Below are 26,564 nucleotides of genomic sequence, written 5' to 3' on the forward strand. Positions count from 1 at the left end.
CGCTCCTCGCGCAGGAAGATCAGACGCGGTCGGATTCGACGGCCGCATCCGGGGCGGGCACCACCACGCCGGCCACCGAGCGGTGCGCCAGCGCCGCCATCGCCAGGGTCACCACGGCGATGACGAAGCAGCCGATCGTGTACCAGAGGCTGCCGACCGGATCGCCGTTGGCGGTCACCCCGTCGACCGCACCGAAGTAGGCCGGCAAGGCGGCGATCCACAGCACCGCCATGACCGCCAGGTACACCGCCGCGAATCCGAAGATGATTCCGGGCGAGTGGGGTTGGATGGCCAGCAGGTCTTCGTTGGCGCCGCTGCGCAGCCGGCGCCATTGACGCGCGAAGATCAGGATCGCGACCACCGAGAGCGCCACCAGCTCGGCGGCATACACCACCCCGATGACGGTGGTGCTGCCCGTGATGCCGCCGGAGATCGTCGCCGGCAGCGGCAGGATGGCGGTGCCGATCGAGGCGAGCACCCCGATCACGATGGTCCGCCACACCAGTTGGCCCGCGGAGAAGCTGCGGCCGGCGTCGATGTGCCGGCCGACGAAGAACTGCACGCAGAACGCCAGCGACATCGGCCACAGCGTGGCGAACACGACGACGCTGGGCAGCGGCACCGAGTCGAGGAACGGTTGGGCCATCGGATGGTCCAACGTCCACTCCCACCACCGCTGCTGCGGGCCGAGGTGGTCGAAGATCTCGTAGAACGCGTGGTGCACGAAACCGACGCAGAGCGCGCCGACGAAGGCGCCGTAGCGACGGAAGATGCCCAGCGCCCGGACGAGCTCGAAGGCGATCGTCGCCATCATGGGATAGATCGCGATGATGTAGAGCGGGAGCCTGCCCCAGAGGAATTCGACCGTGAACACGTTGTGGGCGAACATCGTGTCGACGTACTCGTCGATGCCGAACGCGGCGGGGAAGTACAGCGGCGGTTCGATGATCGCCAGATAGGCGATGGCACCGATCCACAGCACGAGGTTGGTCGGGTCGTTGTGGCGGCGCAGCCGCACTATCGCGTACACCAGCGCGAGCACGGCGCCGAGCACGATCGTCAGCTCGAGCACCGGCAGCGTCCAGTTCTCCAGTGCGAACGGGTTACGCAGCTCGAACAGGCCGCCGGCCTCCTCGCAGGTGAATCCGAGGCGCTCGGCCAGCCCCTCGAAGGTGGGCGCACACAGATCAGACATCAGCGGCCTGCTTCCACTCGACCTTGTCCTGGGCATCGGCGGTGTACCACCGGGTGACGTCGTAGCCGGCGTCGTAGCGATCGAACCAGACCTGGGCCAGCGCCGGCAGCTTTTCGTGCGCGGGGTCGTGCCCCGGGATCTGACTGCGAATCACCCCGACGACCGCGGCCAGCTGTTCCCGGATCGGCAGATGTCCGAACGCATTTCCGAACGGGCCGTCGTCGGGGACCTCGAGGAACGGGAGCTTCTGCAGCAACGCCTTCTTGCGGCGCTGCATGCCGAAGGTGGAGATCGCGTCGACCTTCCGGTCCTCGACCGGGACGTAGGAGTTGAAGTCGTCGCAGGCCATCTGGATGACCGACCACACGTGCTTGAAGACCGACGGCGCCACCCGCATCCGGTACCACGGGTCGTCGACGACCTCGTCGTAGATCAGCAGCGCGGAACTGCGGTGCTCGACCTCCTCGACGAAATGCCACAGGAACAGCGAGGCCACCCTGTCGTCGCCGGCGGCGAACAACGTGTCGTCGTGGTCGAGCATCAGCTTGAACACCGGGGTGAAGGTGGCCTCCAGGTCCGCGGTGTAGGCCAGCCGGTACTTCAGCGGCGTGTTGGCGGTCAAGTCGTCGTACGCCGCGATCACCTTGTCGAAGGTGTCCTGGAGCTGCGGATGGGACTTGATCAGCGCCTTGGCGTGCTGGCGGTGCGCCATCGCGTGCTGGCCCTCCTGGCGCACGAACGCGTCGGCCTCCTCGGCGATGGCCGGGTCCTTGATCAGCGGCATGGCCTCGGTGATCATCCGGCCGATCATCTTCTCGAAGCCGATGGCCAGGAAGGACACCGCGTTGGCCATGCCCGAGAACGCGGGATTGGCCTCGTTCCACAGAAACGGCACCGGGTGGCTCGCGAACGCGAACCGCATCTTGCGGACGATCAGATCCGTCATAACCGACCCCTCATCGCGCGTTGCCCGTGGCAACGGTCATCAACATACAACGAGACACTATGTCGTCTGACTGTATGATGACAAGAGCCCTGGGGGTCGGGTCTTACTGGGGTCAGTCACCCCAGCCCATCGAGAACACCTCGAACGTCGTCGCGTGCTCCACGCCCATCCGTTCCCCCGCCTGCCGGGACGCCTGCCCGAGGAATTCCGCGGGATCGAAGTGCTCCCAGCCCAGACCCTCGATGTAGGCGTGGTGCGCCCGCAACGAATCCACGCCCAGCTCAAAGGTTTCGGTGATGTCCACGCCGTGCCCGGCGTCCGGGGAACCGGCCGCCCAGACCTCCAACACGGCGTCCCACGGCTCCAGGTCGCCGGTGAGCTGATCGGCGAAGATCCATCGGTTGCCGGCGTCGCGGACCGCATCCAGCGTGGCCTTCCCGGTGGCGATGTGGTCGGCCTGGTTCAGCGCGCGGCCACCCCAGCCCTCGCGGAAGTTGTTGGTGATGACGATGTCGGGGCGGTGCCGCCGTACCTCTGCGGCGATCACCCGGCGCAGCGGCACACCATATTCCAGGACGCCGTCGGGTTGCCGGAGGAAGTCCACCACGTCCACGCCGACGATCCGGGCGGATTCCACCTGCTCGGCCTCCCGCTCCGGGCCGCATTGGGCTGGGTGCAGCCCGTCGATGCCGGCCTCCCCGCTGGTCACCATGCAGTAGACGATGCGCTTGCCCTGCCGGGTCCAGCGCGCCACGGCCGCCGCGGCGCCGAATTCCATGTCGTCGGGGTGGGCGACCACGCACAGCGCGCTGTCCCAATCCTCGCGGACGGGTTGCAGAGCGGGCGCCGGACGATCATCACTGAGAGACATGCGGCGAGCATCCCACCGCTGCGGCAAAGTGATCAATTAACGCGGCCGACGAAGGAGCCCCATGGCGACCCGATTGAGCATCGGCGAGTTCGCGACGGTGACACACCTGAGCGTTCGGACACTACGCCGGTATCACGACTCCGGACTGTTGGAACCGGCCTGGGTCGACGAGTTCAGCGGCTACCGCTACTACTCCGTGGAGCAGATCGCGACGGCGCAGGTGATACACCGGCTCCGCGAACTCGACGTGCCGTTGGCCGAGATCCGCGCGATCCTGGCGACCGACGACCCGCAGCAGCGCGCCGAGGTGATCGCGGGGCATCTACGCCGCGCCGAAGCCGAACTGGAGCGGGCCCGCGACTCCGTCGCCTCGCTACGCCGGTTGCTGCGGCCGGAACCCGCCGACATCCGCGTCGAGCTGCGGTCGATCCCGTCGCGCAAGGTCGCGCAGATCAGCGCGCGGGTACGGCTCGAGGATTCGCTGCGGTGGTTCTCGTCGGCGCTGGACGAATTGGATGCCGAGTTCCCCACGTCGGAACGGCTCGGCCCGCCGGGCGGGCTGTACGACAACGAGTTGTTCAGCCACGGCGCCGGGCGAATGACCGTGTTCCGGCCGGTGCGCGATCCCCGCCGGGTCGGCCGCATCGGGATCGCCGACCTGCCACCGGCCGAACTCGCGGTCGTCGTCCACCCGGGCCCCCACGACGGCCTCGACGTCACCTATGGGCGGCTCGGGGCGTGGATTGTCAACCACGCGTTGGCGGTCGACGGCCCCGTCCATGAGACCTACCTGGTGGGACCACGCGACACCCCGGACGCGGCACAGTGGCGAACCGAGATCGGCTGGCCGGTCTTTCGCCTGGCCGGGACCGCCGAGGGAGCACTCCCGTCGAGTGGTGCGCCGCCGACCGCGTAGCGCCGTCAGGGTTCGATCACCAAGCGGGCGATGAGCGCGCCGTCGAGAACGAACCGGAAGTGCAAATCGGCCACTCCGCCGGGGAAGTCGCCCTCCAGGTGGGCGGTGACGTCGTAGCTTTCCGGGCCGTTCTGGGTGGAGCCGGTGAACTCGGTGGTGTAGGTGTATTCGCTGGCCGCTCTACCCAGCCAGGCCGCGATCTGCTGTCGTCCGCGGTAGGTCCGGCCCTCGTCGGTGACGACGGCGTCGGCGGTGAAAGCGGCGAGCGCACTCGTCGCGTCGCGGGCCAACTGGGCGGCCAAGTAAGCAGTAATCACGGGCGGCAACGCGGCCCCCGGAACCTGAACCGTGGTCTTGTCGATGGTCATGACTCCACGGTGTGGTCTCCCCCTGGGGGAGGGTCAACCGCGGTCGCCGAGCGCCCCAGGTCCTGGCTCCCCCACCCCACTCGATTGCGGCCCGTCACCCATCGTTGACAACTATCCACAAGGGGGTGGCGGCCGGCCGCCCGGCGCACCGGGCGTAGTCGCACCCGAGTAGTCCTGTGGACAACCGTCACCCAAAGTTGACGTGCGCCAATCGAAAGGGGCCGGAGAGAGGCGCGCGACGGAACCGCGGGGGCGATGCGCGTGGTGGTGCTGTTCGTCCCCGCCACACCCGCAAACCGCTCAGAGCCGGCCGTCGATCCGCAGCGCCGGGTGCACCCAGTCCGGTGAGCGCCGCTCCTTGAACGCCATGAAGCCCTCGATGGACTCGGGCGTACCCAGGCTGGCCTGCATGCCGATCCGGTCGTAGAGGCCCAAGTAGTTGTCCAGGCTGGACTTGACCACGGTGCGGGCGCCCGGCGCGGTGCGGCAGCACTGCGCGAGCACCTCGCGCGCCGCGTCGTGCAACTCGTCGTGCGGGACCACCCGGGCGACCATGCCCCAGTCCAGCGCCTCCTTCGCCGACAGGGTGCGCCCGGTGAACATCAGGTCGCGGGTCCGCACCGGCCCGATGAGCCGCGCGAGCATCTGGCTGTAGTAGGTGTCGGCGATGCCCCGGTAGAGCTCCGGCACCCGGAAGGTGGCCCGTTCGCTGACGACGGCCATATCCGCGCACAGGGCGATCTGCAGGCCGCCGCCCTGGCACAACCCGTTGACGGCCGCGACGACGGGCTTCGCCGACTGCCGCAGGGTGTCGAACGGCAGCGCATCCATCCCCAGCGCGTTGCCGAACGTCAGCCAGTTGTCGTCGCCGCCGCCGCCCATGTCACCGCCGGGCGCGAACACGTCGCCGGCACCGGTGATCAGCAACCCGGCCAGGTCGGGGTCGGTCCCCACGTGGTTGACGGCGTACTTGATGCCGAAGTACATCGCCGGGGTCATCGCGTTGCGAGCCTCGGGCCGATCCAGCGTGCAGATCCCGAACGGGCCCTCCCGGTCGAAACGAAGGAACTTCGTCCCGAGCCAGTCGCCTTCCGGCGGCCGCGGACCCTGTTGCCCCGCAGCCGATTCGGTCATGTGCGCCGACCCCCGTTCACGCCGATGATCTGTCCTGTCACGTAGGAGGACTCATCTTGGCACAGGAAGATGGCGGCGTTGGCGATGTCCTCCGGGCGGCCCGCCCGGCGCACCGGGGTGATCTTCGCGAAGTGCTCCAGGGAGGCGGTGAACCGCCCTTCGGCGATGGCCTTCTCGAGCATCGGGGTCACCACCATGCCGGGCGGGATGGTGTTGACGGTGATTCCCTTGGGCCCCAACTCGAGTGCCAAGGCCTTGGTGAAGCCGATGACGCCGGACTTGGAGCTGACGTAGGCGGCCATCTGGGACTGCCCGCCCTGGGCACTGGACGAGGAGATGTTGACGATGCGGCCCCAGGCCGCATCCAGCATGTCCGGCAGCACCTCCTGGGTGCAGATGAACGGTCCACGCAGGTTGACCGCCATCACCCGATCCCATTGCTCGTCGGTGATCTCGGCGAACTTGCCGAACTGTTCGATGCCGGCGTTGTTGACCAGGATCAGCACCGGCCCGAGGTCCGCGCGCACCTGTTCGACGGCCGCCTGGACCTGGCCGCGGTCCGAGACGTCCACGGTGTAGCCGCGGACGGTGCCGCCGCGCTCCCGTAATCGGGCCACCTCGGCGGTCAGCTGCTCGCCGTCGAGATCGAACACGGCGACCTTGGTGCCGCGTTCGACGAGCGCTTCGGCGATTGCCAGGCCAAGACCCTGCGCGCCGCCGGTGACAATGGCGGTGGTTCCTTCAAACGGCATGTGTCAGTGGCTTTCTGGGGTGAACCCGATGTGCAGCTTGGTGAGGCCGCGCAGGATGAACGTGGGCAGATACCGGTAGCGGCGCGCGCCGGCCGGGCCGTGCTGGTCCTCGTCGATCCAGATGTCGGCGGTCCGGTCGAACAACCGGTTGAGGCTGACCATGGCCTCCGCGCGTGCCAGCGGAGCACCCGGGCAACTGTGCGGTCCTCGCCCGAAGGCGATGTGTTGCCGCGCATTCGGGCGTTTCAGATCGAACGTGTCGGGGTCGGAGAACCGGCGCGGATCGCGGTTGGCCGCGGCGTTGTTCAGCATCACCGTGGTTCCGGCCGGCAGGTCGACCCCGCCGACGGTGACGGGCACCTTGCTCAACCGGAAGTCACCCCGGATCGGGCTCTCGAACCGCAGGGCCTCCTCGACGAAGCCGGGGATCAGGCTGCGGTCGGCGCGCAGCGTCGCTTGCAGCTCGGCGTCCTCGGCGATCATCATCACCGCGGTGCTCAGCAACCGCACCGTGGTCTCCTGCCCGGCCGCGAACAGGTTGGCCGCCACGCAGACGACGTCGAGGACCGGCGGGGTGCTGCCGTCGGGGAACAGCGCCGTCGCCAGGCCGGTCAGCACGTCGTCGCGCGGGTTCTCCCGGCGTTCGGTGATGTAGTCGGTGAACTTGCCGTACAGGTACTCCAGCGGCGAATGATGCATCGCGTCGCCACCGCTGCTGCCGATCGTGCCCGTCGAGGTCAACAACCGGGCCCGGAAGTCCTCGTGGTCGGACTCGGGCACGCCCAGCAGGTCGGCGATCACCAGCATGGCGAACGGGTTGCCGAAATCGCCGACCAACTCGCAGGTTCCATCGGTCAACGCCTCGTCGTACTGGCGATCCGCCAGCCGCCACATGAACTCCTCGTTCTCCTTGAGGCGCTTCGGAGTGATCATCCGCGACAACAGCGCCCGGTGATCGGTGTGCAGCGGCGGATCCAGGGTGGGCAGCTGATCGTTGAAGGGCAGCTTGTCGCGATGCTCGGCGATCAGGTCCGAGATGTCATCGCCCTCCAGCGGCACCGGGAAACCCGGGAACGGTCCGGTAACCGCGGTGCACGACGAGAACCGCTCGTTGTCGTTGTAGACCGCCACGGCCTCGTCGTAGCCGGTGATCATCACGACGTCGTGGTGCGGCTCCCGGCGTACCGGGCATTCCTCGCGCAGCGCCGCGAGGTAGTCGTACGGGTCGTGGAGCAGCGTGTTGTCGGTGAAGAAGTCAACGGCGTCGACGTCGAAACCCACGCGCTGGTCGGTCACTTACTCTCCTCGGCGTTCTCGAAGCTGGGAATCGCCGCCGGATCCGGCAGCTCCATCTGCAAATACACGGCCATCGCGGTGATCTTGTCCGAAGCGTTGAACTCATAGACCGAGGCGGTGTTCACGACGCTGCTGAAATCGCCGATCCGGCTGCGTTCCTCGAGTTCGAGGAAGATCACGTCACCCGCCTCGCTGATGCGCCGGAACGAACAATCCCAATCCGAGGACTTCGCCCAGTTGGTCAGGAACTCGGTGTATTCGGCCCAGTTCATCACCTCCTTGAACGGTCCGACGCGCACGAAGCCGTCGACGGCGATCAGTTCGGCCAGCGGCGCCCAGCTCTCGACCGTGAAGTCGGGCTGCTTGGCGGCGTCCACCAACGCCTTCATGGTCTTGCTGTACTCCAGTACCGCCCGCAACCGCCCGGTGGCCTGCCCGATCGCGTCGTCGATGGTGATCACACCGAGATCCCGGCGGCGGCGAGGGTGCGCTCCAGGGCCTCGACGTACTCACTGGTGCCGTTGAACGGTCCGTGCACGCCGATCGCCACGTCGAGGAACGTGCTGTACTCGTCGTTGACGTGCGTCTCCCACCGGGTCAGCTCCCCGTCATCATTCGTCAGGATGAAGCTGTAGGAGTAAAAGCCCATCTTCACACCGTCTTTGGTGTGTCCCTCCCAGCGCGTCTTCATGGTCACACCGTTGCTGGCGGGCCAGTAGTCGAAGCTGGCCGGCTTCCAGTCCGGGAAGGTCAGCGAATAGGCCTTGGCCTCCATGGTGGAGGCCCGCGCGGTGTCGGTGGGAAACTCGGTGAACGGGAACACCTGATCGCCGGTGAAGTACGGCGACACGTACACGCCGTCGGCGGCGAACTTCCACGCCTCGGCGAAGGCGGCGCCGTCCTTGACGCCCTCACTCAGGTAGGCGTCGCGGTAGGCCTCCGCCATCCGGGTGTGGTGGGCCAAGCGTTCTTCGAGATTCATACGGGGTGTCTTCCTTGTCGGGGTCAGGGATTGGCGGTTGGTGTCAGCTATGGGCGGCGGCCAGGTGGCGGTCGACCACCGAGTGGAAGTGGGCGATCACCACCTCCTCCTTGACCAGCGACATGTGGTCAAGACGGGTGTTGCGCAGACCCTTCTGCTGGCGCGGCATCTGCTCGTAATCCTGTTGCAGGGCCTCGAAATACTTGTGGCTGCCCGGCGTGTCGACCACGATCGCCTCGGCGCGCACCGCGTCGCGGAACTCCTCCGGCAGATACATGTAACTGGCGACGTGCCAGATGCAGCGGTTCGGGTCGCCGTCCGGGTGCGGCGCCGACATGATGACGTGGCATTCACCCGCCCGGACCGTCATGAAGTAGTTGGGGAACAGCACCCAGCCCTGGTTGTCGACCATCTGGTCGTCGGTGAGGTTGCTGACGTCGAGACCCATGCCGGTCAGCACCTCGCGGGTGGCCTGCTGCAGCAGCGCCCGGGGCGTGACGTCGTCCGGGAAGGCGACCTTGCCGTCGTCGTCCTGATAGGGGGCGAGCAGTTCCTGGAAGCGCGGGATCACCGCGACCGTGCCCGGGAAGGTCTCCGGCAACGCCAGCATCCCCTCCACCTGCTCCTGCGCGCTGGCACCTTGGACCTCGAAGGGAGCCATTGCGACACTGTGGTTTTCGAAGAACCGATACCGGGCGGTCGCCGGGTTGATGTGCAGCACCTGCAGCAACTGCGGATGGATGCCGTTGATGTGGTAGCCCTCCTCGAAGGCATCCATGACGACTTTCCAGTTGCACTCGATTGCCTCTTTGACGTCCATCACGACGGTGAACTGCTCGATGTTGTACGGCTCGAGCAGCGTCACCACGTCCTCGCCGAGATACTCCCGCAGCGGCTCGGCGTCGGGGTCGGGGTTGAGGAAGATGAAGCCGGCGAAGGTGTCCACCGACACCTGCAGCAGGGAGTTCTCCGTCTTGTCGATCGGGCCGGCCAGGTTCTCCCGCAGCATGCCCTTCAGCCTGCCGTCCAGGTCGTAGGACCAGAGGTGGTACTGGCAGAGGAAGCCACGCTTGGCGTTGCCGGTATCGGTCATGCACAACGCGTTGCCGCGGTGCCGGCAGGCGTTGACGAAGCCGCGCAGCACTTCGTCCTTGCCGCGGACGACGATGAAGGACTGATCCATGATCTGGTAGCGCTTCCAGTCCCCGGGCTTCGGCAACTCGTCGACCCGGCCCGCGATCTGCCAGGACCGCATCCAGATCGCGTCGCGCTCCCGCGCCGCGTACTCCGGGCAGGTGTACCGGTCGGTGGAAATGGTCATGTTGAACGTGCCGGGCTTGACGTCCTCCAAACCCAGCCCGAGGCCCGAATCGGGATTGAGCCAATCGCCGGGGCGCGTTGCGGGCATCATGAGTCCTCCTGAAATTCGTCAGCGACCACCAGTCCGCAGAGATCGAAGCCGGCGAGGGCCTGCCGACTGAAGTCACTTGATCTCCGCGATGTGACGGGCCTCACGATACACGGTTGCATCGCGGATACAAGCGTGTATTAGAGTGGTCGGCATCACACCTGCCGCGGCCCGCGCCGCCGCGGGACCCCTGGGCTCGGCGCGCGTGATGGGAGGATGCTCCGGTGGTGGAACGCTGGACAAAGGAGCGCCGGGCCGAGCATCTGCGGCAACTCCTCCTCGACGCGGCCGAGGAGGTCTTTGCCCGCAAGGGGCTGACGGGTGCGGCGCTGGAGGAGATCGCCGATGCCGCCGGATTCACCCGGGGCGCGATCTACTCCCAGTTCGGCGCGAAGGAGAAGCTGTTCCTGGCGGTCGTCGACCGGCAACGTCAGCGCTTCCTCGACGGGTTCGCCGAGGTGATGGCATCGTTTCACCGGCTCGACGATGTCGACATCGACAGCCTCGCCGACCGTTGGCGGCAGCTGAGCAGCGGTCCGGATCGCGCCGCGCTGGGCTACGAACTCACCCTGTACCTGTTACGCAACCCCGAGGCTCGCGCGAGGGTGGCCGACCAGCGCCTGGAGACCATCCGCGCGCTCGGCGAGTTCATCAGCAAGAACGTCGCGCGGATCGGTGGCGTGCTCACCATCGACGCGGACACGTTGGCCCGGGTGATCCTGGCCGCCAACGACGGGATCACCCTCGACAGCCACCTCGGCGGCCAGGACCTGTACCGGCCGTATCTTCAGTTGGTGATTTCCAGCATCCACACCCCGGACTGAGACAAGGACAAGAGGAACTCCCGCAGATGAAGCTGTCGATCGCCACCCCCGTCGTCTCACTGCATCCGGGCGCGCATGGCCCGTGGGAGGTTGCCGCGACCATCGACGACGTCGCGCAGGTCGCCGAGACCGCGGATCGGCTCGGCTACTTCCACCTCACCTGCAGTGAGCACATCGCGTTGCCCGCCCACGAACTCGAGCGACGGGGGCCGCGCTACTGGGACCCCCTGGCGACGCTGGGTTACCTCGCCGCCCGCACCCAGCAGATCCGGTTGATCCCGCACGTGCTGGTGCTGCCCTACCACCACCCGCTGGAGATCGCGAAGCGTTACGGCACACTGGATTTGATCAGCAACGGCCGGGTGATCCTCGGTGTCGGCGTCGGCAGCCTCAAGGAGGAGTTCGAGCTCATCGAGGCTCCGTTCGACGACCGGGGGCCGCGTTCGGACGACGCGATGCGGGCGCTGCGCGCCGCGCTGTCACAGCGGACCCCCGCCTACCACGGCGACTTCTACGACTTCGAGGGCATGGTCGTCGATCCGTGCGCCGTGCAACCGCGGATGCCGATCTGGGTGGGCGGACGCACCCTACGCTCGCTGCGGCGCGCCGTTGCCCTCGGCGACGGCTGGACGCCGTTCGCGGTCACCCCCGACACCGCGCGGCAGTGGCTGGACCGCGTGGAGGTGCCGGCCGGCTTCGAGGTTGTCCTGCCGCCGGTGGAGCCGCTCGATCCGGTCAAGGAACCCGCGCACGCCGTGGACACCCTGGCCGCCACCGTGGCCGCGGGCGCGACCATCGTCTCCGTGGGCAGAGCCCAGGATTCGCTCTCGGAGTATCTCGAGTACCTGGCGGCGCTGAAGGAACTCAGCTCGTCGGTCGACTGAGCTCGACCCGCCCGCCCGGATCAGGACGGGACGTTGGCCTTCAGCACTTCCAGCGCGTCGGCGCTGAGCTTGGCCAGCTCGTCGGCCTCGGCGGAATCCAGTGCACCGGAGAGGATTTCGGCCATCCGCCGGTCGGTCCCCTGCTCGACCTCGGCGTAGCGGTCCTTCTTGTCCGCGCCGTCGGCGAAGGGCTCGGGCCAGCCGAACATCTTGGTGTATTCGGCACCGCCGTGCAGCATGTGCGCTTCGACCGGGGCGATCCCCGAGACGGTGAGCAGGTTGAAGTGCACGTCGGCGCGCAGTTCGCGCAGCACCATCATCACCTGCAGGGCCCGCGCCGGCGCGTCGTCGGCCAGCGGCATCGTCCGCCAGCCCGCGAACATCGGCGTCCCCGCGATCGGCGTCGCCGCGATCACCTTCTCGCCCAACTCGGCGATGCGCTCGAGCCCCTGCGCCCCGGAGAGGTACTTGCGGCCGAATTCGGCCGTCTGTTCCCAATACTGTTGCGCGGCACCGAGGGCACCGCGCACCGCGACGCCCTCGTCCCAGAGCGCAGCCGTGAGGTTGGGCTCGAACACCGCGAGCACCGCGGCGACGGTGGCCCCACTGGCCTCTCCGAGCACCCCGGCGCGGCCGGCGATGTAGCCGGCCAGCGGATTCTGGTAACCGGCTGCGACACTGCCGGCGAAGGTCTCCGGGTGCAACATGAAGACCGCGACGGCTTCACCCATCGCCGCGCCGGTGCCGGCGGCCGCCGCCACCATATCGGGATTGCTCATGACAATGACTCCTTCTGGTCAGCGCTCAACGACGTCCTCCCAACGGGTGCGGGCGACAGGTTCTTCGCCAGATGTCTTTACTGTCTACAGCATTGCGATTTCGTAGTCGCGGACCTGCCCGCGCAACACACCCAGTTGATCCTGTGCGGAACCGAGCGTGTTGTCGATCGCGGTGAGCCGCGCCGCGTAATGCGCGACGGGGTACTCGGCGGTGATGCCGATGCCGCCGTGCAGCTGGATGGCTTCCTGGCTGATGTGCCGGCCGGAACGGGCGATCTGCAGCTTGGCGCGCGCGGCGATCGTCGGATCGAGCACACCGTCGGCGATCGACATCGCGGCGTACAGGTTCATGCTGCGGGCCAGTTCCAACGAGACGTACATGTCGGCCGCCCGCTGGGTCAACGTCTGGAACGTATTGAGGGTGACCCCGAACTGCTTGCGGCTCTTCAGGTATTCCGACGTCAGGCGCAGCGACTCCTCCATGGCACCCAGCGCCTCGGCGCACAGCGCCGACTGGATGCGCACCAGCGCACGCTCAATCGCCGCGGTCGCGTCGGCGGCCGCACCCAGCGCGGTGGCCGGTGAGCCGTTCAGGTCGATCTGCGCGCCGCGCAGGCCGTCGAACGTCTGGTATCCCTTCTTGGTCACCGCGTCGCCGTGCACCAGGAACAGCCCGGTTCCGCCGTCGGGCAGGGCCGCGGTGACCACCAGGGTGTCCGCGGTGTCGCCGGCGGGCACCGGGTTCTTCTGGCCGCTGAGCACCCAGGAGTCACCATCGGGACGCGCGGTGGTGCCGACGGCCGCGGTCGCGCCGCGCATGCCGGGCTCGGTGTGGGCGAAGGCCAGCAGCAGGCGGCCCTCGGCCACCTCGTCGAGCAACTGCTTCTGTTCGTCACTGCCGTGCTCGGCGATCAGCGCACCGGGAGCGAGCGCGGCGTGCAGCACCGGCTCGGGAGCCAACCGCCGGCCGATCTCGGTCATCACGGTCGTGATCTCGATCTGCCCGGACTCCGACGGGTCGAAGCCGAGGCCGAGGATCCCGGTGTCGGCCAGCTGGCCCCACACGTCGCGGCTCCAGCCCAGATCGGTGGCGATGACCTGGTTGCGGCGTTCGACGTCGTAGTGCCGAGCCAACAGGTCACGGGTGGTGTCGCGGAGCAGTTCCTGCTCGTCGCTGAGTTGAAAATCCATAGTGGTTGCCGGCCTATCTCACAGTCCGAGGATGGTGGAAGCGATGATGGTGCGCTGCACCTCGTTGCTGCCGCCGTAGATGGAGGTCTTTCGGTAGTTCAGGTAGTGCGGCGCGCTGGCCTGAGCCCACTCCGGCGAGGCGATCGCGTCGGCCTCGAACGGCAACGCGTCCGGCCCGGCGACCTCCACCATCAGCTCGGTGGTGATCTGCTGCAGTTGGCTGCCGCGCAGCTTGAGCACCGACGACGCCGGGTTCGGCTGGCCGTCGGAGGACCCTGCCGTCACCCGCATCTGCGTGAGTTCCAGGGCCAGCAGGTCGTTCTCGGCCTCGGCGAGCCGGGCCGCGAACAGCGGGTCCTCGATCAGACCGGTCTCGATGGCGCGCTTCTTCACCTCGGCCAGGCGCACCTTGGTGGTGCCGACGTGCGCGATGCCGGTGCGCTCGTTGCCCAACAGGAACTTCGCGTAGGTCCAGCCCTTGTTCTCTTCGCCGACGAGCTGGTCGGCCGGGACCCGGACGTCCTCGAAGAACACCTCGTTGACCTCGAAGCTGCCGTCGATCAGCTTGATCGGGCGCATGGTGATGCCGGGGGTGTTGAGGTCGATCAACAGGAAGGAGATGCCGGCCTGACGCTTCGGCGCCTGCGGATCGGTACGCACCAGACAGAAGATCCAGTCGGCGTACTGGCCCAGCGTGGTCCAGGTCTTCTGCCCGTTGACCACGTAGCTGTCGCCGTCGCGTACCGCGGTGGTGCGCAGCGAGGCCAGGTCGGAGCCCGCCTCGGGCTCCGAGAAGCCCTGGCACCAGAAGATGTCGAGCGCGGCCGTCGGCGGCAGGAAGCGTTCCTTGATCTCCTGCGACCCGAACTCGGCGATCACCGGGCCGACCATCTTCGCGTTGAACACCAGCGGCTCCGGAACGCAGGCCAGCTGCATCTCGTCGAGCCAGATCTGCTGCTGGGTCAGCGTCCAGTCCTTGCCGCCCCATTCGACGGGCCAGTTGGGCACCGCCAGACCGTGCTCGTGCAGGATCTTGTGACTCGTGACGATGTCCTCACGACTGAGGTGGCCACCCTGCCGATAGCGTTCCCGCATGTCAGCGGGGAATTTGGTGGTGAAGATGGTGCGGAGTTCGTCGCGGAAGGCGGCTTCCTCCGGGGTCAAGGCCAGCTGCATGAAACCCAGGTTAGCCCACCGGTTGGTTGGGAGATGCCGGGGTGCGGGATTACGCCACGAAGTCGTCCCAGTTCGTCGCCAGGTAGTTCAGAAAGCGCGGCCCGACGGACTCGGCCTCGAGGTGGTCGCGGCGCACCGGCAGCGCCGCGGCCCGGTAGTCGGGGTCGCGCAGCGCGCTGCGCGCGAAGTCGTGGTGCACGATCGCCGCCTTGCCGATCAACACGAAGTCGGCGCCACCCTCGAGGCACCGTCGCGCCGACGCGGCGTCGGTGATCTTTCCGGCGACGCCCACCCGCGCGGCGCCGCGGGGCAGGTCCATGAAGACGTCGAGGAGGCGGCGGCCGCGATGTGCCTCCTCATAGGGCTCCTTGAACGCATCCCACAGCGAGAGGTCGAGGTAGTCCAGCTTGCCGTCGGCGAGGACGTCCCGGGCCAAGGCGCGTGCCTCGTCGAGAACGATGCCGTAGCGCTCCGGTGAAATCCGCAGGCCGAGTTGGAAGTTCGGGCCGGTCGCGGCCCGGATACCGTCGATGATCTCGTGCACGATGCGGGATCGGTTGTCGGCCGAACCGCCGTAGCGGTCGCTGCGGTGGTTGCGTCGGGTGTCGAGGAACTGCGCCACGAGATAGCCGTGGGCACCGTGGATTTCCACCCCGTCGAAACCGGCCCGCTCGGCCCGGACGGCCGCGGCGACGAAGTCTTGCACCACCTGCTCCACCTGCGCGGTCGTCAACGCGGTGGCACCCTTCTCCGGGTCGTCCCACGGCGCCACCACCGGCAGGCCGGTCAGCCGTTCGTCGGCGCGTCGGCCGCCGTGCTGCAGTTGCACCGACGACACCGCCCCGGCGGCGCGCAGTCCCGCGGCCAGGCGGCTCAGGCCGGGCAGATGCCGGTCGTCCCAGACGCCGAGTTGCCCCTCGAAGGCCTGCCCGGCCCGGCTGACGTGCGCCGCGCACGTCATCACCATGGCGAAGCCGCCCTCCGCGCGGCGAACCAGCCAGCGGTACTCGTCGTCATGCAGGGACCCGTCGGCGTTGCTCTGCATGTTGGTCAACGGGGCCAACGCCAACCGGTTCCTCCACGCGGGCCCGTGCGCAAACTCCAGCGGGCTGGACAGGTCGGTCATCGATTTTCTCCAGGCAGATCGGGGTGTCGTCGGCCCACGGTACCCGGGCAGTCGACCATGGCGGGTCGGTGGTGTGCGGCTATAGCTCTGTGACGCATCCGTTTTCGACGCGCCACGACCGGTCCAGCCGGACGTTGTCCAGCATCCGTCGGTCGTGGGTGACCAACAACAGCGCGCCGTCGTAGCTGTCGAGGGCCTGCTCCAACTGCTCGATGGCGGGGAGGTCGAGGTGGTTGGTCGGCTCGTCGAGCACCAGCACATTGGTGCCGCAGGCCTGCAGCAATGCCAGGCCGGCGCGGGTTCGCTCGCCGGGCGACAGGTCGTCGACGGCGCGCTCCACGTGGTCGGCCCCGAGCCCGAATTTCGCGAGCAGCGTGCGGACGTCCGCGGTCGGCCACTCCGGGACCCGTTGTTCGAACCGGTCGACAAGTCGCTGCGATCCGGTGAATTGTCCTCGGGCCTGGTCGATTTCGCCGATTGCGACGCTGGAACCCAGGCTGGCCCGCCCCTCGTCGGGCTCGCGACGGCCCAGCAGCAACCGCAGCAGCGTCGATTTTCCGGCCCCGTTGGGTCCGGTGATGCCGATCCGTTCGCCGGCCGCCACCTGCAGCGACACCGGCCCCAACGTGAACTTGCCCTGCCGCACGACGGCGTTGTCGAGGGTGGCCACCACCGCACTCGACCGGGGTGCGGCGCCGATGCTGAACTGCAGAGTCCATTCCTTGCGCGGCTCGACGACCTCTTCGAGGCGGGCGATCCGGCTCTCCATCTGACGCACCTTCTGCGCCTGCTTCTCGCTGGACTCGCCGGCCGCCCGGCGCCGCAGCTTGTCGTTGTCGGGGGCCTTGCGGATGGCGTTGCGGACGCCCTGGCTGGACCACTCCCGCTGGATGCGGGCGCGGGCGACCAGATCCGCCTTCTTCTCCGCGAATTCCTCGTACTCCTCGCGGCGGTGGCGGCGCTCCACTTCGCGCTCCTCCAGGTAGCTTTCGTACCCGCCGCCGAAGACAGTGGTGGTGTTCTGCGCGATGTCCAGTTCCAGCACGCGAGTCACGGTGCGCGCCAGAAACTCTCGGTCGTGACTCACCAGCACCACATCGCCGCGCAGCTCACCGACGAAGCGTTCCAGCCGCTCCAGCCCGTCGAGATCCAGGTCGTTGGTGGGCTCGTCGAGCAGCACCACGTCGAACCGGGACACCAGCAGAGCGGCCAGCCCCACCCGCGCGGCCTGCCCACCGGACAGCTCGGTCATCAGGGTCGAATCCGGTCGTACCGTGTCGGTGTCGAGTCCCAGGTCGGCGAGCACTGCCGGCAACCGTTCCTCGAGGTCGGCGGCGCCGGTGGCCAGCCAGTGGTCCAGCGCCGCCGCATAGACGTCGGCCGCGTCCGGACCCTCCTGCTGCGGGTCCGCGAGCGCGGCGGCGGCCGCCTCCATGGCCTCGGTGGCGTCCGCGCAGCCGGCCCGCCGGGCGATGTAGCCCGCCACCGTCTCGCCGGGCACCCGCTCGTGCTCCTGGGGCAACCACCCGACGAAGGCGTCGGCGGGCGCGACGCTGACGGAGCCGTCGAGCGGTTCGAGATCCCCCGCCAGGATGCGCAGCAGCGTGCTCTTGCCGGCGCCGTTGGCTCCCACCACCCCGACCACGTCACCCGGCGCGACGGTGAGGTCGACGCCCTCGAACAGGGTCCGGTGGGCGAACCCGCCGGAGACGTTCTTGGCGACGAGGGTTGCGGTCATGGGCCCATCGTCGCACCACCGATGGACCGGGCGACTACCGGAGGCGGGCGCCCAGGACGGGGGCGAAGTCGGCGAACCAGTCCAACGCGGCCGGGTTGGCCGTGGCGTCGCGGTTTGCCACCTGATCCGGCGGGCGACCCAGCAGGATCTTGCGCACCGGGACCTCCATCTTCTTCCCGGACAGGGTGCGGGGCACCTCCGGTGTCGCGAAGACCTCGTCCGGCACGTGCCGGGGCGACACCCCGGCACGGATCGCCGCGAACAGTCGCGCCCGCAGGTCGGGCGGCACGGACTTCGCGTCCTCGTCGCGCAGCACGACGAACAGGGCCAGGTAGGACGGCCGGCCCAGATACTCGAGGTCGATGGCCAGCGAATCGACGATCTCCGGGTACTCCTCCACCACGCGATAGATCTCGCTGGTGCCCATCCGGATGCCCTGGCGGTTGATGGTGGAATCCGAGCGCCCGTAGATGACCCCGGTCACCGACTCCGGCCGCGGAATCAACCGCACCCAGTCGCCGTGCCGCCACAGACCGGGATAGGTCTCGAAATAGCTTTCGCGATAGCGCGTCCCGTCGTCGTCGCCCCAGAAGTACAGCGGCATCGAGGGCATGGGTTCGGTGACGACGAGTTCGCCCACCTCATCCAGAAGTTCCCGGCCGGCGTCGTCCAGCGCGTGCGCCGCGACGCCGAGGCCGCGGCATTGCATCTCGCCGGCGTACACCGGGAGGACCGGGCACGACGTCAGGAACGCCGCGCCCGGGTCGGTGCCGCCGGAGATGCCGGCCAGCAGCAGGTCCGCGTTGACATGCCGGTACACCCAGCGGTAGGCCTCGGGCGTCAACGGCGATCCGGTGGACCCCAGGGTTCGGACCGCCGAGAGGTCATAGTCGTCGCCCGGCACCACACCGGCTTTGATGCAGGCCGACAGGTAGGCGGGGCTGGTGCCGAGGAAGGTGGCCCGCTCGCGCGCGGCGAAGTCGAACAGGGCCCCAGCATGCGGATGAGCGGGGTTGGCGTCCAGTTGCAACACCGTGCACCCAGCGACGAGGGTCACCACCGACAGGTTCCACATGATCCACCCGGTGGAGGTGAACCACAGGAAACGGTCGCCGTCACCGATGTCGAGGTGCAGCGCAGCGGATTTCAGATTCTCCAGCAGGAATCCGCCGTGGCCGTGCACGATCGGCTTCGGCTTGCCGCTGGTGCCCGAGGAGTACACCACCCAGAGCGGATGCGCGAACGGGACCGGCGTGAACTCCAGCGGCGCCGGGGCCGCCACCGCGTCGCCGAACGTCAGGGTCCGCACCGCGCCGGGTGCCCCGAAGTCCGGCGTGGGGTTCAGGTGCGGAACGAGGATCAACGTCTCCAGCGACGGCAGGCCTGCGGCGATGTCCCGCAGCACCTCCCGGCGGTCAAACGCCTTGCCGCCGTAACGATACCCGTCGACGGCGACGAGCACCTTGGGTTCGATCTGTTGGAAGCGGTCCAGCACGCCGGCGGCACCCATGTCGGGGGCGGCGCTCGACCACACCGCGCCGAGGCTGGTGGCGGCGAGCATCGCGACGATGGACTCGGGCACGTTGGGCAGGTAGGCCACCACCCGGTCGCCCTGCCGAACCCCGAGGCCCCGCAGCGTCGCGGCGAACGCAGCGACCTGTTCGCCGAGTTGCTGCCAGGACAACTCCATCCGCGGCCGCGACTCGGACTCACAGACCACCGCGGGCCGGTCGGCCCACTCGGGTTCGCGGGCCCGCCACAGCGACTGCTCGGCGTAGTTGACCAGGGCGCCGTCGAACCAGCGCGCCCCCGGCATCACGCGGCGGTCCAGCACGCGGTCATATCCGCGGTGGGCGATGATGCCGGAGAAGTCCCAGATCGAGGCCCAGAAGGCTTCCAGTTCGGTGACCGACCAGCGCCAGAGGTCCTCGTAGCCGGCGAAGTCCAGCCCGCGCTCCTCGCGCAGCCAGCGCAGATATTTCGTGATCGGGGCGCTCTGGATCCGTTCTTCCGAGGGACGCCACAGCAGCTCGGCGGTGTCGGTCACGTCATCCCTCCGAGCCTTCGAGAACCTGTTCGCGCAGCGGGGCTTTGAGCACCTTGCCGGAGGCGTTGCGCGGCAGCGCGTCGATGATCACCACCTTCGTCGGCTTCTTGTAGGACGCCAACCGCGTCGAGGCGAACTCGATGAGATCCGCGGGACTCGGCGGAGCGGCCGGGTCGCGGGGTACCACCACCGCGACCGGGGTCTCACCCCACTTGGGGTGGGGGCTGCCGACCACGGCGACCTCGTGCACGTTCGGATGGTCGGCGATCGCCGCTTCCACCTCACCGCAGTAGACGTTCTCGCCGCCGGAGATGATCATGTCCTTGAGCCGGTCGACGACGTAGAGGAAACCGTCCTCGTCGGCGCGGACCAGGTCGCCGGAGTGAAACCAGCCGCCGTGGAACGCCTTTGCGGTCTCCTGCGGGTTGTCCCAGTAGCCGAGCATGGTCTGCGGCCCGCGGTACACGATCTCGCCGACGGCCCCCCGGGGCACGTCGTTCATCTCGTCGTCCACGATCCGCACGTCGACCAGCGGCACCGGTTTGCCGATCGACCCCAGCTTCTCGAGGGCGTCGCTGCCGTCGAGAACCGTTGTCACCGGCGACATCTCGGTTTGGCCGAACGTGCACACGTTGGCCGCGTCCGGAAACGCCGTGGCCATGGCGCGCAGGATGGCCGTTGAGGCGGGTGCCGCACCCCAGGAGATGGTGCGCAGCCGCAGCCGGCGGTCCGGGATCGACGGGCTGGCGCACACCGCCTGCCACTGGGTGGGCACCAGGAAGGCGTTGGTGACGCCCTCGGCCTCGAGGAGGTCCAGAAACTGCTCGGGGTCGAAGGCGCCGGTGGGCGTGATGACGGTCGGATAGCCGAAGATCAGATCCGGCACCAGGGCGCCGATGGCCGCAATATGGAACATCGGCGACGTGACCGCGACCACCTCGTCGTTGCGCACCAGCCGGAAAGCCCTTGCCAGGGTGAGGGTTTGGCCCAGCAGGTTCTGGTAGGACAGCATCGCCCCCTTCGGCCGGCCGGTGGTTCCCGAGGTGTACATGATCAACGCGCAGGCACTCAGGTCGGTGGGCCCGCTGCCGGGGTGCGGGTCCGCGGCAGCGACGGCGGGCTCGTAGGTTTCGGCCCCGGGGCCGGCGCCGGCGCTTGCTCACCGACGACCAGGCACGCGACCGCGGAGTTCTGCGCGCGCACCCCGGCCACCAGCGGGGCCAGATGCTCTTCCACGATCACCGCACCGGCACCGGAGTTCTCCGCCAGAAAGGCCACCTCGGCCTCGACCAACCGGAAATTGACCGGTACCGCGATGGCGCCGAGCCGGTTGACCGCCACCAGAGCCTCGACGAACTCGGGACGATTGGTCAGCAGCAGCAGGACCCGGTCCCCGGCCCGGACGCCGCGGCCCTCGAGCGCCGTCGCCAGCCGCCGACTGCGCTCGTCTAGTTGCTGCCAGGTGGTGGTGGCTCCCCGGTATCGCAACGCGGCGCCGCCCGGGTTGCACCGCGCGTGCTTGCCCACCTGCGCGACCCAGGTCAGGGCCGTGTTCGGATGCATGATGTCCTCGGTCACCCCATCAGACTTTCATGACCGGTGCGGCGCGGGGCGAAGTCCCGGATGAACGGCGCAGCCGGCCGCCCTACGGCGTGGGGAACTCCTCGACCACCGCCGAGGCCGCCTCCCCGATGATCGCGCGCATCGCCCGCTCGGCCTGCCGTTCCTCACCCATCCTGATCGCGCGCGCCACCTCGTCGTGCAGGGCGATCGCCTCCAGGTTGGGCCGCTCCGGCATCATCCCGTGCTGCGTGCGGCCGGTGAGTACCTCGGCGACCACCCCGTTGAGCGCCCGGAACATCTCGTTGCCGCTGGCCTCGAGCAGGGTCTGGTGAAACAGCTTGTCCGCCACCAGGTAAGCGTCGAGATCGCCCGATCGCCCGTGCACCACCATGTCGGACACCGCGGTCGCCATGACCCGGCATTGATGCGGGCTCGCGCGCCGCGCCGCCAGGGCCGCTGCCGCTGGCTCGAACCCCAGCCGCAACTCCGACAGTGACACCAACTGGGCGGTGCGATCGCCGGCCTCCAGACGCCACCGGATCAACATCGGATCGAAGACGTTCCAGTTGGCGGCGGGCTGGACCGTGATCCCGACCCGCCGGCGCGATTCCACCATGCCCATCGATTCGAGCACCCGGATCGCCTCGCGGGCGACGCTGCGCGAGACGCCGTGCTCGGCGCTCACCCCGTCCAGGTTGAGGACCCGCCCCGGCGGGTACTGGCCGGAGACGATCGCGGTTCCCAACGCGGTCACCAGGCTGCTGTGCAGCGCGCCCACATTCGGCCGTTCGAGCATTAATAGATGATGCCAGAGGACTGAATGCCGCAGTAGCAACATCTGATTTTCGTCAAGCTCTTGCAATCGTATGCTTATTGCTGCAAGCTGTGTGACAACCAGCACACCGATCAGGCGGAGGGCGCATGCCGGCACCGATCGTCGTCATGGGAGTTTCGGGCTCGGGGAAATCGACCGTCGGCGCCGCACTCGCTCAGCGACTACGGGTCCCGTTCGCGGATGCCGACGACTTTCATCCGCCGGCCAACATCGCCAAGATGACCGCCGGCGAGCCCCTCGACGACGACGACCGCCTGCCCTGGCTGGATTCGATCGGCGAGTGGCTGGCGCTGCACCGCGACGGCGGCGTGATGAGCTGCTCCGCCCTCAAACGCAAATACCGTGACCAGCTGCGCGGCCACTGCGCCCTGATCGAGTTCCTTCACCTCGAGGGCTCCGTCGAGGTGATCGGCCGGCGCCAGGCCAGCCGCCCCGGCCACTTCATGCCGGCGAGTCTGCTGGCCTCGCAGTTCGACACCCTCGAACCCTTGGAGGCCGATGAACACGGGCTCGCCATCGATGTGGACCAGAGCATCGACGCCATCATCGAAAGTTACGTCCGCGCAACCGATTCCCACCCAGCCCAGCAGGAGGACCGATGATCAGGGGCACTGGAAGCACCGAGGCGGGGAGGTCCCGTGGAGGCAATTGATCCGGCGTTCGGGACCACCACGCTCCTGCTGATCGCCGCGGGCGCGGTCGCGCTACTGCTCTTCCTGATCATCAAGGTGAAGCTGCACGCCTTCGTGGCGCTGGTACTGGTGAGCCTGCTGACCGCGCTGGCCGCCGGCATCCCCGTCGCCGAGGTGCCGGCCGCGTTGTCCTTCGGATTCTCCAACACATTGGGCTCGGTGGCACTGCTCGTCGGGTTCGGCGTCATGATCGGCCGGCTGCTCGAGATCACCGGCGGCGCACAGGTTCTCGCCGACACCCTGATCGGCCGGTTCGGCGAGAAACGGGCCCCGTTCGCGCTCGGTGTGGCCGCTTTGCTATTCGGCTTCCCGATCTTCTTCGACGCCGGCCTGGTCGTTTTCCTGCCGATCATCATGACGGTGGCGCGCCGGTTCGGCGGGTCGCTGCTGCTTTACGCGTTCCCTGCCGCGGGTGCCTTCGCCGCCATGCACGCGTTGGTCCCGCCCCATCCGGGTCCGGTGGCCGCGGCCGAGTTGCTCGGCGCCAACATCGGTCTCACGCTGATCCTCGGCGTCCCGGTCGCCGTCGCGTCCTGGTACGTCGGCGCTTACCTGGTCTCTCAGGTCATCGGCCGGCGTATCCACGTCGACATCCCCACCACCTTGTTCGGTGAGATCAACGGCGGTCGCGACGACGACGGCACCGACGGCGGTGCATCCGGCGCAGACGGCGGCGTCGGCACCGCGACGCGGACGGCACCGGCGTTTCTCACCGTGCTCGGTGTGTTGATGCTGCCCTTCGTGCTGATCTCGTTCAACACCGTGCTCGACACCCTGATGACCGCCGGGGTCATCGAATCCGGCGCGACCTGGGCCGAGTACCTCAAGCTGCTCGGCACCACCTCGATTGCCCTGCTGATCACCGTGATCGTGGCGACGCTGGTACTCGGATTGCGCGGCCGGCCGATGGCCACCGTCAGCGACATCCTGGACAACGCGCTGGGGCCCATCTGCGCGATCATCCTGATCACGGGTGCCGGCGGGATGTTCGGTGGCGTGCTGCGACTCAGCGGCATCGGCGACGCCCTGAGCGGCTCGCTGTCGAACCTCGGCATGTCGCTGATCCTGCAGGCGTTCATCATCGCCACGCTGCTGCGCGTCGCGCAGGGTTCGGCCACCGTCGCGTTGACGACGACGGCCGGCCTGCTCAGCGCGGCCGTGGCAGCCGCGGATCTGAGCAATGTTCAGCTTGTCGCGCTGGTCATGGCGATCGCCGCCGGCGCCACGGTGCTGTCGCACGTCAACGACTCCGGCTTCTGGTTGGTCAGCCGATTCTTCGGGATGGACGTCAAGACCACCCTCAAGACCTGGACCGTCATGGAGACGACGTTGGGCCTCAGTGCCTTTGCGATCAGCCTGGGGTTGTGGGCCATCGCCTGAGCCGGCCGCGACAGGAGTAAGTCATGGCTCGCAAAATCGCCACGAACACCACCGTGGACCTCGACGGCTTGCTGCGCTTCGTCAGGCCGCGCCACCGGATGATCCTGCTGACCCGACGCCGCGACGGCACAACGCAGGCCTCCCCCGTCACCGGCGGCGTCGACGACTCCGGGCGACTTGTGATCGCCACGTACCCCCAACGCGCCAAGACGCGCAACGCGCGCGCCCGTCCCGACGTCAGCGTCGTCGTACTGTCCGACGACTGGAACGGCGAGTGGGTCCAGATCGACGGCTCCGCGGAGATCATCGACGCCGTCGAGGACGTCGAACCCTTCGTCGAGTACTTTCGCAACATCTCCGGCGAGCACTCGGACTGGGACGAGTACCGGCAGGCCATGCGCGATCAAGGCAAGTCGCTGCTGCGGATCACGCCCACGCGGTGGGGCCCGGTGGCGACAGGGGGCTTTCCGCCGGAACTGGCGTAAGGCTCAACGGTCGTAACACGGGGCCTGCTCGGCTCGGTGCCCCATTCAGACGAGCTCAGAGGCGACCGCCCGCAACGCCGCAACCACGGCGCGGGCAGCCTCGTCGGGCTGGACGGCGGTGACGGCCACCGTGCGGCGCCCCGCCCATGCCGGGTCGTCGACGCGGACACAGTGCACACCGGCCGGCACCGCCTGCGCCGACAACGACGGCAGCAGACACACCCCGAGACCTGCTCCCACCAGGCCGAGCCGGGCGTGCCAGCTGCGCACGCGGAAGCCGATCACCGGATCGGTAAGGGTGGGCCAAGCGGCGAATTGTGGATCTCCCGCCGAACCTGTTCCCGCGATCCATCTTTCGTCGACCAATTCGCCGACGGCGACTTCTGCGCGGCCAGAAAGGCGATGTCCCTCCGGCACCGCGACGCAGAGATCTCCGGCGTACACACGGTGCTGACGAAGCCCGTCGAGGTCGTAATCCGGTAGGCCGCTGCCTGTGCCGATCACCGCCACGTCGAGGCGCCGGCCCCGGGCGTCCCGCAGCAGCGAGGGTGTGGCGGACTCCGTCAATGTCACGACCAATGCTGGGTGGTCGACCGCCAGACGCGCTACGGTCCGCGGCACCAGCACCGCCATCGCGGCTGGGAACGCGCCCAGCGAAACGCGCCCGGCGAGCTTGTCTCCCAAAGCGCTCAGGTCGTGGTGCAGGGAGCCGACGGCCCCGAGGATGCGCGCAGCGTGCTCGACCATACGGGCACCGGCGGGAGTCGCGCTGACGCCACGCGGCTCCCGAACAAACAGCCGGTAGCCCACTGCCGATTCCATCGCCGCCACTTGCCGGGACACCGCGGGCTGCGAATAACCGAGCGAAAGCGCGGCGGCCGTGAATGATCCGTGCAGCGCGATCTCGCGACACACGCGCAGCCCCTCCAACGTCACTTCGGCCATGCCTCACCGTACCCATGTGAGCTTCGGATGGGTGTGCACCGAAATATGCATACAGAGTATGGAGTACGGGCACCACCCCGCCGCGTTGTCCCCACAGGACGACGGAAGGAATCAGCATGGCAAAGACATGGTTCATCACAGGCGCCTCGCGGGGGATGGGCCGCGAACTCGTAGAGCAGACCCTGCGTCGCGGTGACTCGGTGGCGGCGACTCTGCGCCGGCCTGAGCAACTCGACGATCTCGCGCAGCGCTACGGCGACCGACTGTGGCGACGGGCGCTCGACGTCACCGACGCGGCTGCGGTGCGCGCGGTGGTCCACGAGGCCTTCGCCGCCCTCGGCCGCATCGACGTCATCGTGTCCAACGCCGGCTACGGGGTGTTCGCCGCCGCCGAGGACCTCACCGACATCCAGATCGACCAGATGATCGAGACCAACCTCTCGGGATCCATCCACCTCGCACGCGCGGTACTGCCGCATCTTCGCGCGCAGTCGGGCGGGTTACTGATGCAGATGTCGAGTATGGGCGGCCACATCACGTTTCCTGGCTTCGCGCTCTACCACGTGACGAAGTGGGGCATCGAGGGTTTCTACGATGCACTGGCCAGCGAGGTGGAACCCTTCGGCATCCACACCACCCTCGTCGAACCCGGCGTCGTCCGCACCGGGTTCTTCGACGCGGCCGAGCAAGTGCGGCCGAGTGCGCCCTATCGAAGCGGGCCCGCCGATCGGGCGGTGCCGACACCGGAGGAGATGCCGGTGAGCCCCGTGCGCGCCGTCGCGGCGATCATCCGGGCTGCGGACTCCGGCCGGCCGCCGCGAAGACTGGTGCTCGGCACCGATGCGTGGGTGTTGATAACCGACGCTTTGAGTCGGCGCCTGGTGGAGGTGGCCGGCCAGCGCGACAACGCCGCCACGGCGGACTTCGCCTGACCAGGCGGGGAACCGGACCGGACGCCCACGCAGCCAGGCGGGGTTCAGGACCCGGACGCCTCCCTGATCGGCGCAGACCTCCGCGTGGCGCGGCTCGGC

At 68.3% G+C, this 26,564-nt stretch carries 25 protein-coding genes and 1 pseudogene; 7 read left to right on the forward strand and 19 right to left on the reverse strand.

Translation table 11 applies throughout. From position 1 onward, the window contains the following. Positions 1–19 precede the first annotated feature (19 nt). The 3 genes from R2K23_RS23920 to R2K23_RS23930 all read right to left on the reverse strand — a co-directional run bounded on the left by R2K23_RS23920 (position 20) and on the right by R2K23_RS23930 (position 3,012). Positions 20–1,195: a hypothetical protein gene (locus R2K23_RS23920; RefSeq protein WP_316513172.1), complete on the reverse strand. Its 1,176-nt coding sequence runs from the start codon at positions 1,193–1,195 to the stop codon at positions 20–22. Further along, positions 1,188–2,141: a metal-dependent hydrolase gene (locus R2K23_RS23925; protein ID WP_316513174.1), complete on the reverse strand. Its 954-nt coding sequence runs from the start codon at positions 2,139–2,141 to the stop codon at positions 1,188–1,190. The genes R2K23_RS23920 and R2K23_RS23925 overlap by 8 nt, the downstream gene beginning before the upstream one ends. 112 nt (positions 2,142–2,253) lie before the next feature. Next, positions 2,254–3,012 carry a PIG-L deacetylase family protein gene (locus R2K23_RS23930; RefSeq protein ID WP_316513177.1) on the reverse strand — a complete coding sequence of 253 codons (759 nt, stop codon included), beginning with the start codon at positions 3,010–3,012 and terminating at the stop codon, positions 2,254–2,256. 61 nt (positions 3,013–3,073) lie between these two features. On the opposite strand from R2K23_RS23930, the gene R2K23_RS23935 reads away from it, so the two are divergent. Beyond that, a complete protein-coding gene (locus R2K23_RS23935) occupies positions 3,074–3,928 on the forward strand; it encodes a MerR family transcriptional regulator (protein WP_316513180.1) in 855 nt (284 codons plus the stop codon). A gap of 5 nt (positions 3,929–3,933) precedes the next feature. On the opposite strand, the gene R2K23_RS23940 is transcribed toward R2K23_RS23935, so the two are convergent. The 7 genes from R2K23_RS23940 to R2K23_RS23970 all read right to left on the reverse strand — a co-directional run bounded on the left by R2K23_RS23940 (position 3,934) and on the right by R2K23_RS23970 (position 9,871). Then, positions 3,934–4,296: a nuclear transport factor 2 family protein gene (locus R2K23_RS23940; RefSeq protein WP_316513181.1), complete on the reverse strand. Its 363-nt coding sequence runs from the start codon at positions 4,294–4,296 to the stop codon at positions 3,934–3,936. A gap of 300 nt (positions 4,297–4,596) precedes the next feature. Further along, the gene (locus R2K23_RS23945) at positions 4,597–5,430 is read right to left on the reverse strand and encodes an enoyl-CoA hydratase/isomerase family protein (protein WP_316513183.1); all 834 of its coding nucleotides are present in this window, start codon (positions 5,428–5,430) and stop codon (positions 4,597–4,599) included. Continuing rightward, positions 5,427–6,182, reverse strand: coding sequence for an SDR family NAD(P)-dependent oxidoreductase (locus R2K23_RS23950; RefSeq protein ID WP_316513186.1), 756 nt, complete (start codon positions 6,180–6,182; stop codon positions 5,427–5,429). Before R2K23_RS23950 ends, R2K23_RS23945 begins: the two co-directional genes overlap by 4 nt. Positions 6,183–6,185: 3 nt before the next feature. Beyond that, positions 6,186–7,478: a cytochrome P450 gene (locus R2K23_RS23955; RefSeq protein WP_316513188.1), complete on the reverse strand. Its 1,293-nt coding sequence runs from the start codon at positions 7,476–7,478 to the stop codon at positions 6,186–6,188. Next, positions 7,475–7,939, reverse strand: coding sequence for a hypothetical protein (locus tag R2K23_RS23960; protein WP_316513190.1), 465 nt, complete (start codon positions 7,937–7,939; stop codon positions 7,475–7,477). The genes R2K23_RS23955 and R2K23_RS23960 overlap by 4 nt, the downstream gene beginning before the upstream one ends. Then, positions 7,936–8,460, reverse strand: a complete 525-nt coding sequence (locus tag R2K23_RS23965) for a hypothetical protein (RefSeq protein WP_316513192.1) — start codon at positions 8,458–8,460, stop codon at positions 7,936–7,938. The genes R2K23_RS23960 and R2K23_RS23965 overlap by 4 nt, the downstream gene beginning before the upstream one ends. A gap of 43 nt (positions 8,461–8,503) precedes the next feature. Next, complete coding sequence (locus R2K23_RS23970) at positions 8,504–9,871, reverse strand: aromatic ring-hydroxylating oxygenase subunit alpha (protein WP_316513195.1); 1,368 nt, start codon at positions 9,869–9,871, stop codon at positions 8,504–8,506. A gap of 221 nt (positions 9,872–10,092) precedes the next feature. On the opposite strand from R2K23_RS23970, the gene R2K23_RS23975 reads away from it, so the two are divergent. Together R2K23_RS23975 and R2K23_RS23980 are read left to right on the forward strand one after the other, a co-directional pair. Next, on the forward strand, positions 10,093–10,692 hold the full coding sequence (locus R2K23_RS23975) for a TetR/AcrR family transcriptional regulator (RefSeq protein WP_316513197.1): 600 nt from the start codon (positions 10,093–10,095) through the stop codon (positions 10,690–10,692). A 26-nt stretch (positions 10,693–10,718) separates the two neighbouring features. Then, positions 10,719–11,576 (forward strand): LLM class F420-dependent oxidoreductase, encoded by an 858-nt coding sequence (locus tag R2K23_RS23980; protein ID WP_316513199.1) that lies wholly within the window; start codon positions 10,719–10,721, stop codon positions 11,574–11,576. 20 nt (positions 11,577–11,596) lie between these two features. On the opposite strand, the gene R2K23_RS23985 is transcribed toward R2K23_RS23980, so the two are convergent. From R2K23_RS23985 to R2K23_RS24025, 8 genes and pseudogenes are all read right to left on the reverse strand, one after another. After that, positions 11,597–12,355, reverse strand: coding sequence for an SCO6745 family protein (locus tag R2K23_RS23985; RefSeq protein ID WP_316513201.1), 759 nt, complete (start codon positions 12,353–12,355; stop codon positions 11,597–11,599). An 84-nt stretch (positions 12,356–12,439) separates the two neighbouring features. Continuing rightward, entirely contained in the window at positions 12,440–13,546 is a 1,107-nt protein-coding gene (locus tag R2K23_RS23990; protein ID WP_316513203.1) for an acyl-CoA dehydrogenase family protein, read from the reverse strand. 18 nt (positions 13,547–13,564) lie between these two features. Next, positions 13,565–14,722 carry an acyl-CoA dehydrogenase family protein gene (locus tag R2K23_RS23995; protein ID WP_316513205.1) on the reverse strand — a complete coding sequence of 386 codons (1,158 nt, stop codon included), beginning with the start codon at positions 14,720–14,722 and terminating at the stop codon, positions 13,565–13,567. A 49-nt stretch (positions 14,723–14,771) separates the two neighbouring features. Continuing rightward, the gene (locus tag R2K23_RS24000) at positions 14,772–15,848 is read right to left on the reverse strand and encodes an NADH:flavin oxidoreductase (RefSeq protein WP_316513206.1); all 1,077 of its coding nucleotides are present in this window, start codon (positions 15,846–15,848) and stop codon (positions 14,772–14,774) included. Between the two features lie 79 nt (positions 15,849–15,927). Next, positions 15,928–17,586 (reverse strand): ribosomal protection-like ABC-F family protein, encoded by a 1,659-nt coding sequence (gene abc-f / locus R2K23_RS24005; protein WP_316513208.1) that lies wholly within the window; start codon positions 17,584–17,586, stop codon positions 15,928–15,930. 34 nt (positions 17,587–17,620) lie between these two features. Continuing rightward, positions 17,621–19,633 (reverse strand): acetoacetate--CoA ligase, encoded by a 2,013-nt coding sequence (locus tag R2K23_RS24010; RefSeq protein ID WP_316513209.1) that lies wholly within the window; start codon positions 19,631–19,633, stop codon positions 17,621–17,623. Between the two features lies 1 nt (position 19,634). Then, a pseudogene (locus R2K23_RS24015) lies at positions 19,635–21,196 on the reverse strand (long-chain-fatty-acid--CoA ligase). A gap of 82 nt (positions 21,197–21,278) precedes the next feature. Continuing rightward, entirely contained in the window at positions 21,279–21,992 is a 714-nt protein-coding gene (locus R2K23_RS24025; RefSeq protein ID WP_316513214.1) for a FadR/GntR family transcriptional regulator, read from the reverse strand. A gap of 125 nt (positions 21,993–22,117) precedes the next feature. Here R2K23_RS24025 and R2K23_RS24030 point away from each other — a divergent pair, with 125 nt between their 5' ends. Genes R2K23_RS24030 through R2K23_RS24040 form a run of 3 tightly spaced genes read left to right on the forward strand, consistent with a single transcriptional unit; the run spans position 22,118 to position 24,588 of the window. Then, positions 22,118–22,633, forward strand: a complete 516-nt coding sequence (locus R2K23_RS24030; protein WP_316513215.1) for a gluconokinase — start codon at positions 22,118–22,120, stop codon at positions 22,631–22,633. Positions 22,634–22,669: 36 nt separating this feature from the next. Then, positions 22,670–24,103 (forward strand): GntP family permease, encoded by a 1,434-nt coding sequence (locus tag R2K23_RS24035; RefSeq protein WP_316513216.1) that lies wholly within the window; start codon positions 22,670–22,672, stop codon positions 24,101–24,103. A gap of 23 nt (positions 24,104–24,126) precedes the next feature. Next, positions 24,127–24,588 carry a PPOX class F420-dependent oxidoreductase gene (locus R2K23_RS24040; protein ID WP_316513217.1) on the forward strand — a complete coding sequence of 154 codons (462 nt, stop codon included), beginning with the start codon at positions 24,127–24,129 and terminating at the stop codon, positions 24,586–24,588. A 45-nt stretch (positions 24,589–24,633) separates the two neighbouring features. On the opposite strand, the gene R2K23_RS24045 is transcribed toward R2K23_RS24040, so the two are convergent. Further along, on the reverse strand, positions 24,634–25,533 hold the full coding sequence (locus R2K23_RS24045) for a LysR family transcriptional regulator (RefSeq protein ID WP_316513219.1): 900 nt from the start codon (positions 25,531–25,533) through the stop codon (positions 24,634–24,636). Positions 25,534–25,649: 116 nt separating this feature from the next. Between R2K23_RS24045 and R2K23_RS24050 the strand changes: the two genes are divergently transcribed. Then, a complete protein-coding gene (locus tag R2K23_RS24050) occupies positions 25,650–26,465 on the forward strand; it encodes an SDR family oxidoreductase (RefSeq protein WP_316513220.1) in 816 nt (271 codons plus the stop codon). Positions 26,466–26,564: the final 99 nt, after the last annotated feature.

Origin of the sequence: Mycolicibacterium sp. MU0050 (genome assembly GCF_963378085.1) — a bacterium.
Taxonomy (GTDB): domain Bacteria; phylum Actinomycetota; class Actinomycetes; order Mycobacteriales; family Mycobacteriaceae; genus Mycobacterium; species Mycobacterium wendilense.

Bases quoted from the DNA above. Each gene is read 5' to 3' on its own strand.
- R2K23_RS24045 (WP_316513219.1), bottom strand. From the start codon at position 25,533: ATGGCCGAAGTGACGTTGGAGGGGCTGCGCGTGTGTCGCGAGATCGCG.
- R2K23_RS23945 (WP_316513183.1), bottom strand. From the start codon at position 5,430: ATGACCGAATCGGCTGCGGGGCAACAGGGTCCGCGGCCGCCGGAAGGC.
- R2K23_RS24040 (WP_316513217.1), top strand. From the start codon at position 24,127: ATGGCTCGCAAAATCGCCACGAACACCACCGTGGACCTCGACGGCTTG.
- R2K23_RS24030 (WP_316513215.1), top strand. From the start codon at position 22,118: ATGCCGGCACCGATCGTCGTCATGGGAGTTTCGGGCTCGGGGAAATCG.
- R2K23_RS23935 (WP_316513180.1), top strand. From the start codon at position 3,074: ATGGCGACCCGATTGAGCATCGGCGAGTTCGCGACGGTGACACACCTG.
- R2K23_RS23940 (WP_316513181.1), bottom strand. From the start codon at position 4,296: ATGACCATCGACAAGACCACGGTTCAGGTTCCGGGGGCCGCGTTGCCG.
- R2K23_RS23920 (WP_316513172.1), bottom strand. From the start codon at position 1,195: ATGTCTGATCTGTGTGCGCCCACCTTCGAGGGGCTGGCCGAGCGCCTC.
- R2K23_RS23925 (WP_316513174.1), bottom strand. From the start codon at position 2,141: ATGACGGATCTGATCGTCCGCAAGATGCGGTTCGCGTTCGCGAGCCAC.
- R2K23_RS23985 (WP_316513201.1), bottom strand. From the start codon at position 12,355: ATGAGCAATCCCGATATGGTGGCGGCGGCCGCCGGCACCGGCGCGGCG.
- R2K23_RS24050 (WP_316513220.1), top strand. From the start codon at position 25,650: ATGGCAAAGACATGGTTCATCACAGGCGCCTCGCGGGGGATGGGCCGC.
- abc-f (WP_316513208.1), bottom strand. From the start codon at position 17,586: ATGACCGCAACCCTCGTCGCCAAGAACGTCTCCGGCGGGTTCGCCCAC.
- R2K23_RS24025 (WP_316513214.1), bottom strand. From the start codon at position 21,992: ATGCTCGAACGGCCGAATGTGGGCGCGCTGCACAGCAGCCTGGTGACC.
- R2K23_RS23965 (WP_316513192.1), bottom strand. From the start codon at position 8,460: ATGAATCTCGAAGAACGCTTGGCCCACCACACCCGGATGGCGGAGGCC.
- R2K23_RS23970 (WP_316513195.1), bottom strand. From the start codon at position 9,871: ATGATGCCCGCAACGCGCCCCGGCGATTGGCTCAATCCCGATTCGGGC.
- R2K23_RS23995 (WP_316513205.1), bottom strand. From the start codon at position 14,722: ATGCAGCTGGCCTTGACCCCGGAGGAAGCCGCCTTCCGCGACGAACTC.
- R2K23_RS24000 (WP_316513206.1), bottom strand. From the start codon at position 15,848: ATGACCGACCTGTCCAGCCCGCTGGAGTTTGCGCACGGGCCCGCGTGG.
- R2K23_RS23990 (WP_316513203.1), bottom strand. From the start codon at position 13,546: ATGGATTTTCAACTCAGCGACGAGCAGGAACTGCTCCGCGACACCACC.
- R2K23_RS23930 (WP_316513177.1), bottom strand. From the start codon at position 3,012: ATGTCTCTCAGTGATGATCGTCCGGCGCCCGCTCTGCAACCCGTCCGC.
- R2K23_RS23950 (WP_316513186.1), bottom strand. From the start codon at position 6,182: ATGCCGTTTGAAGGAACCACCGCCATTGTCACCGGCGGCGCGCAGGGT.
- R2K23_RS23980 (WP_316513199.1), top strand. From the start codon at position 10,719: ATGAAGCTGTCGATCGCCACCCCCGTCGTCTCACTGCATCCGGGCGCG.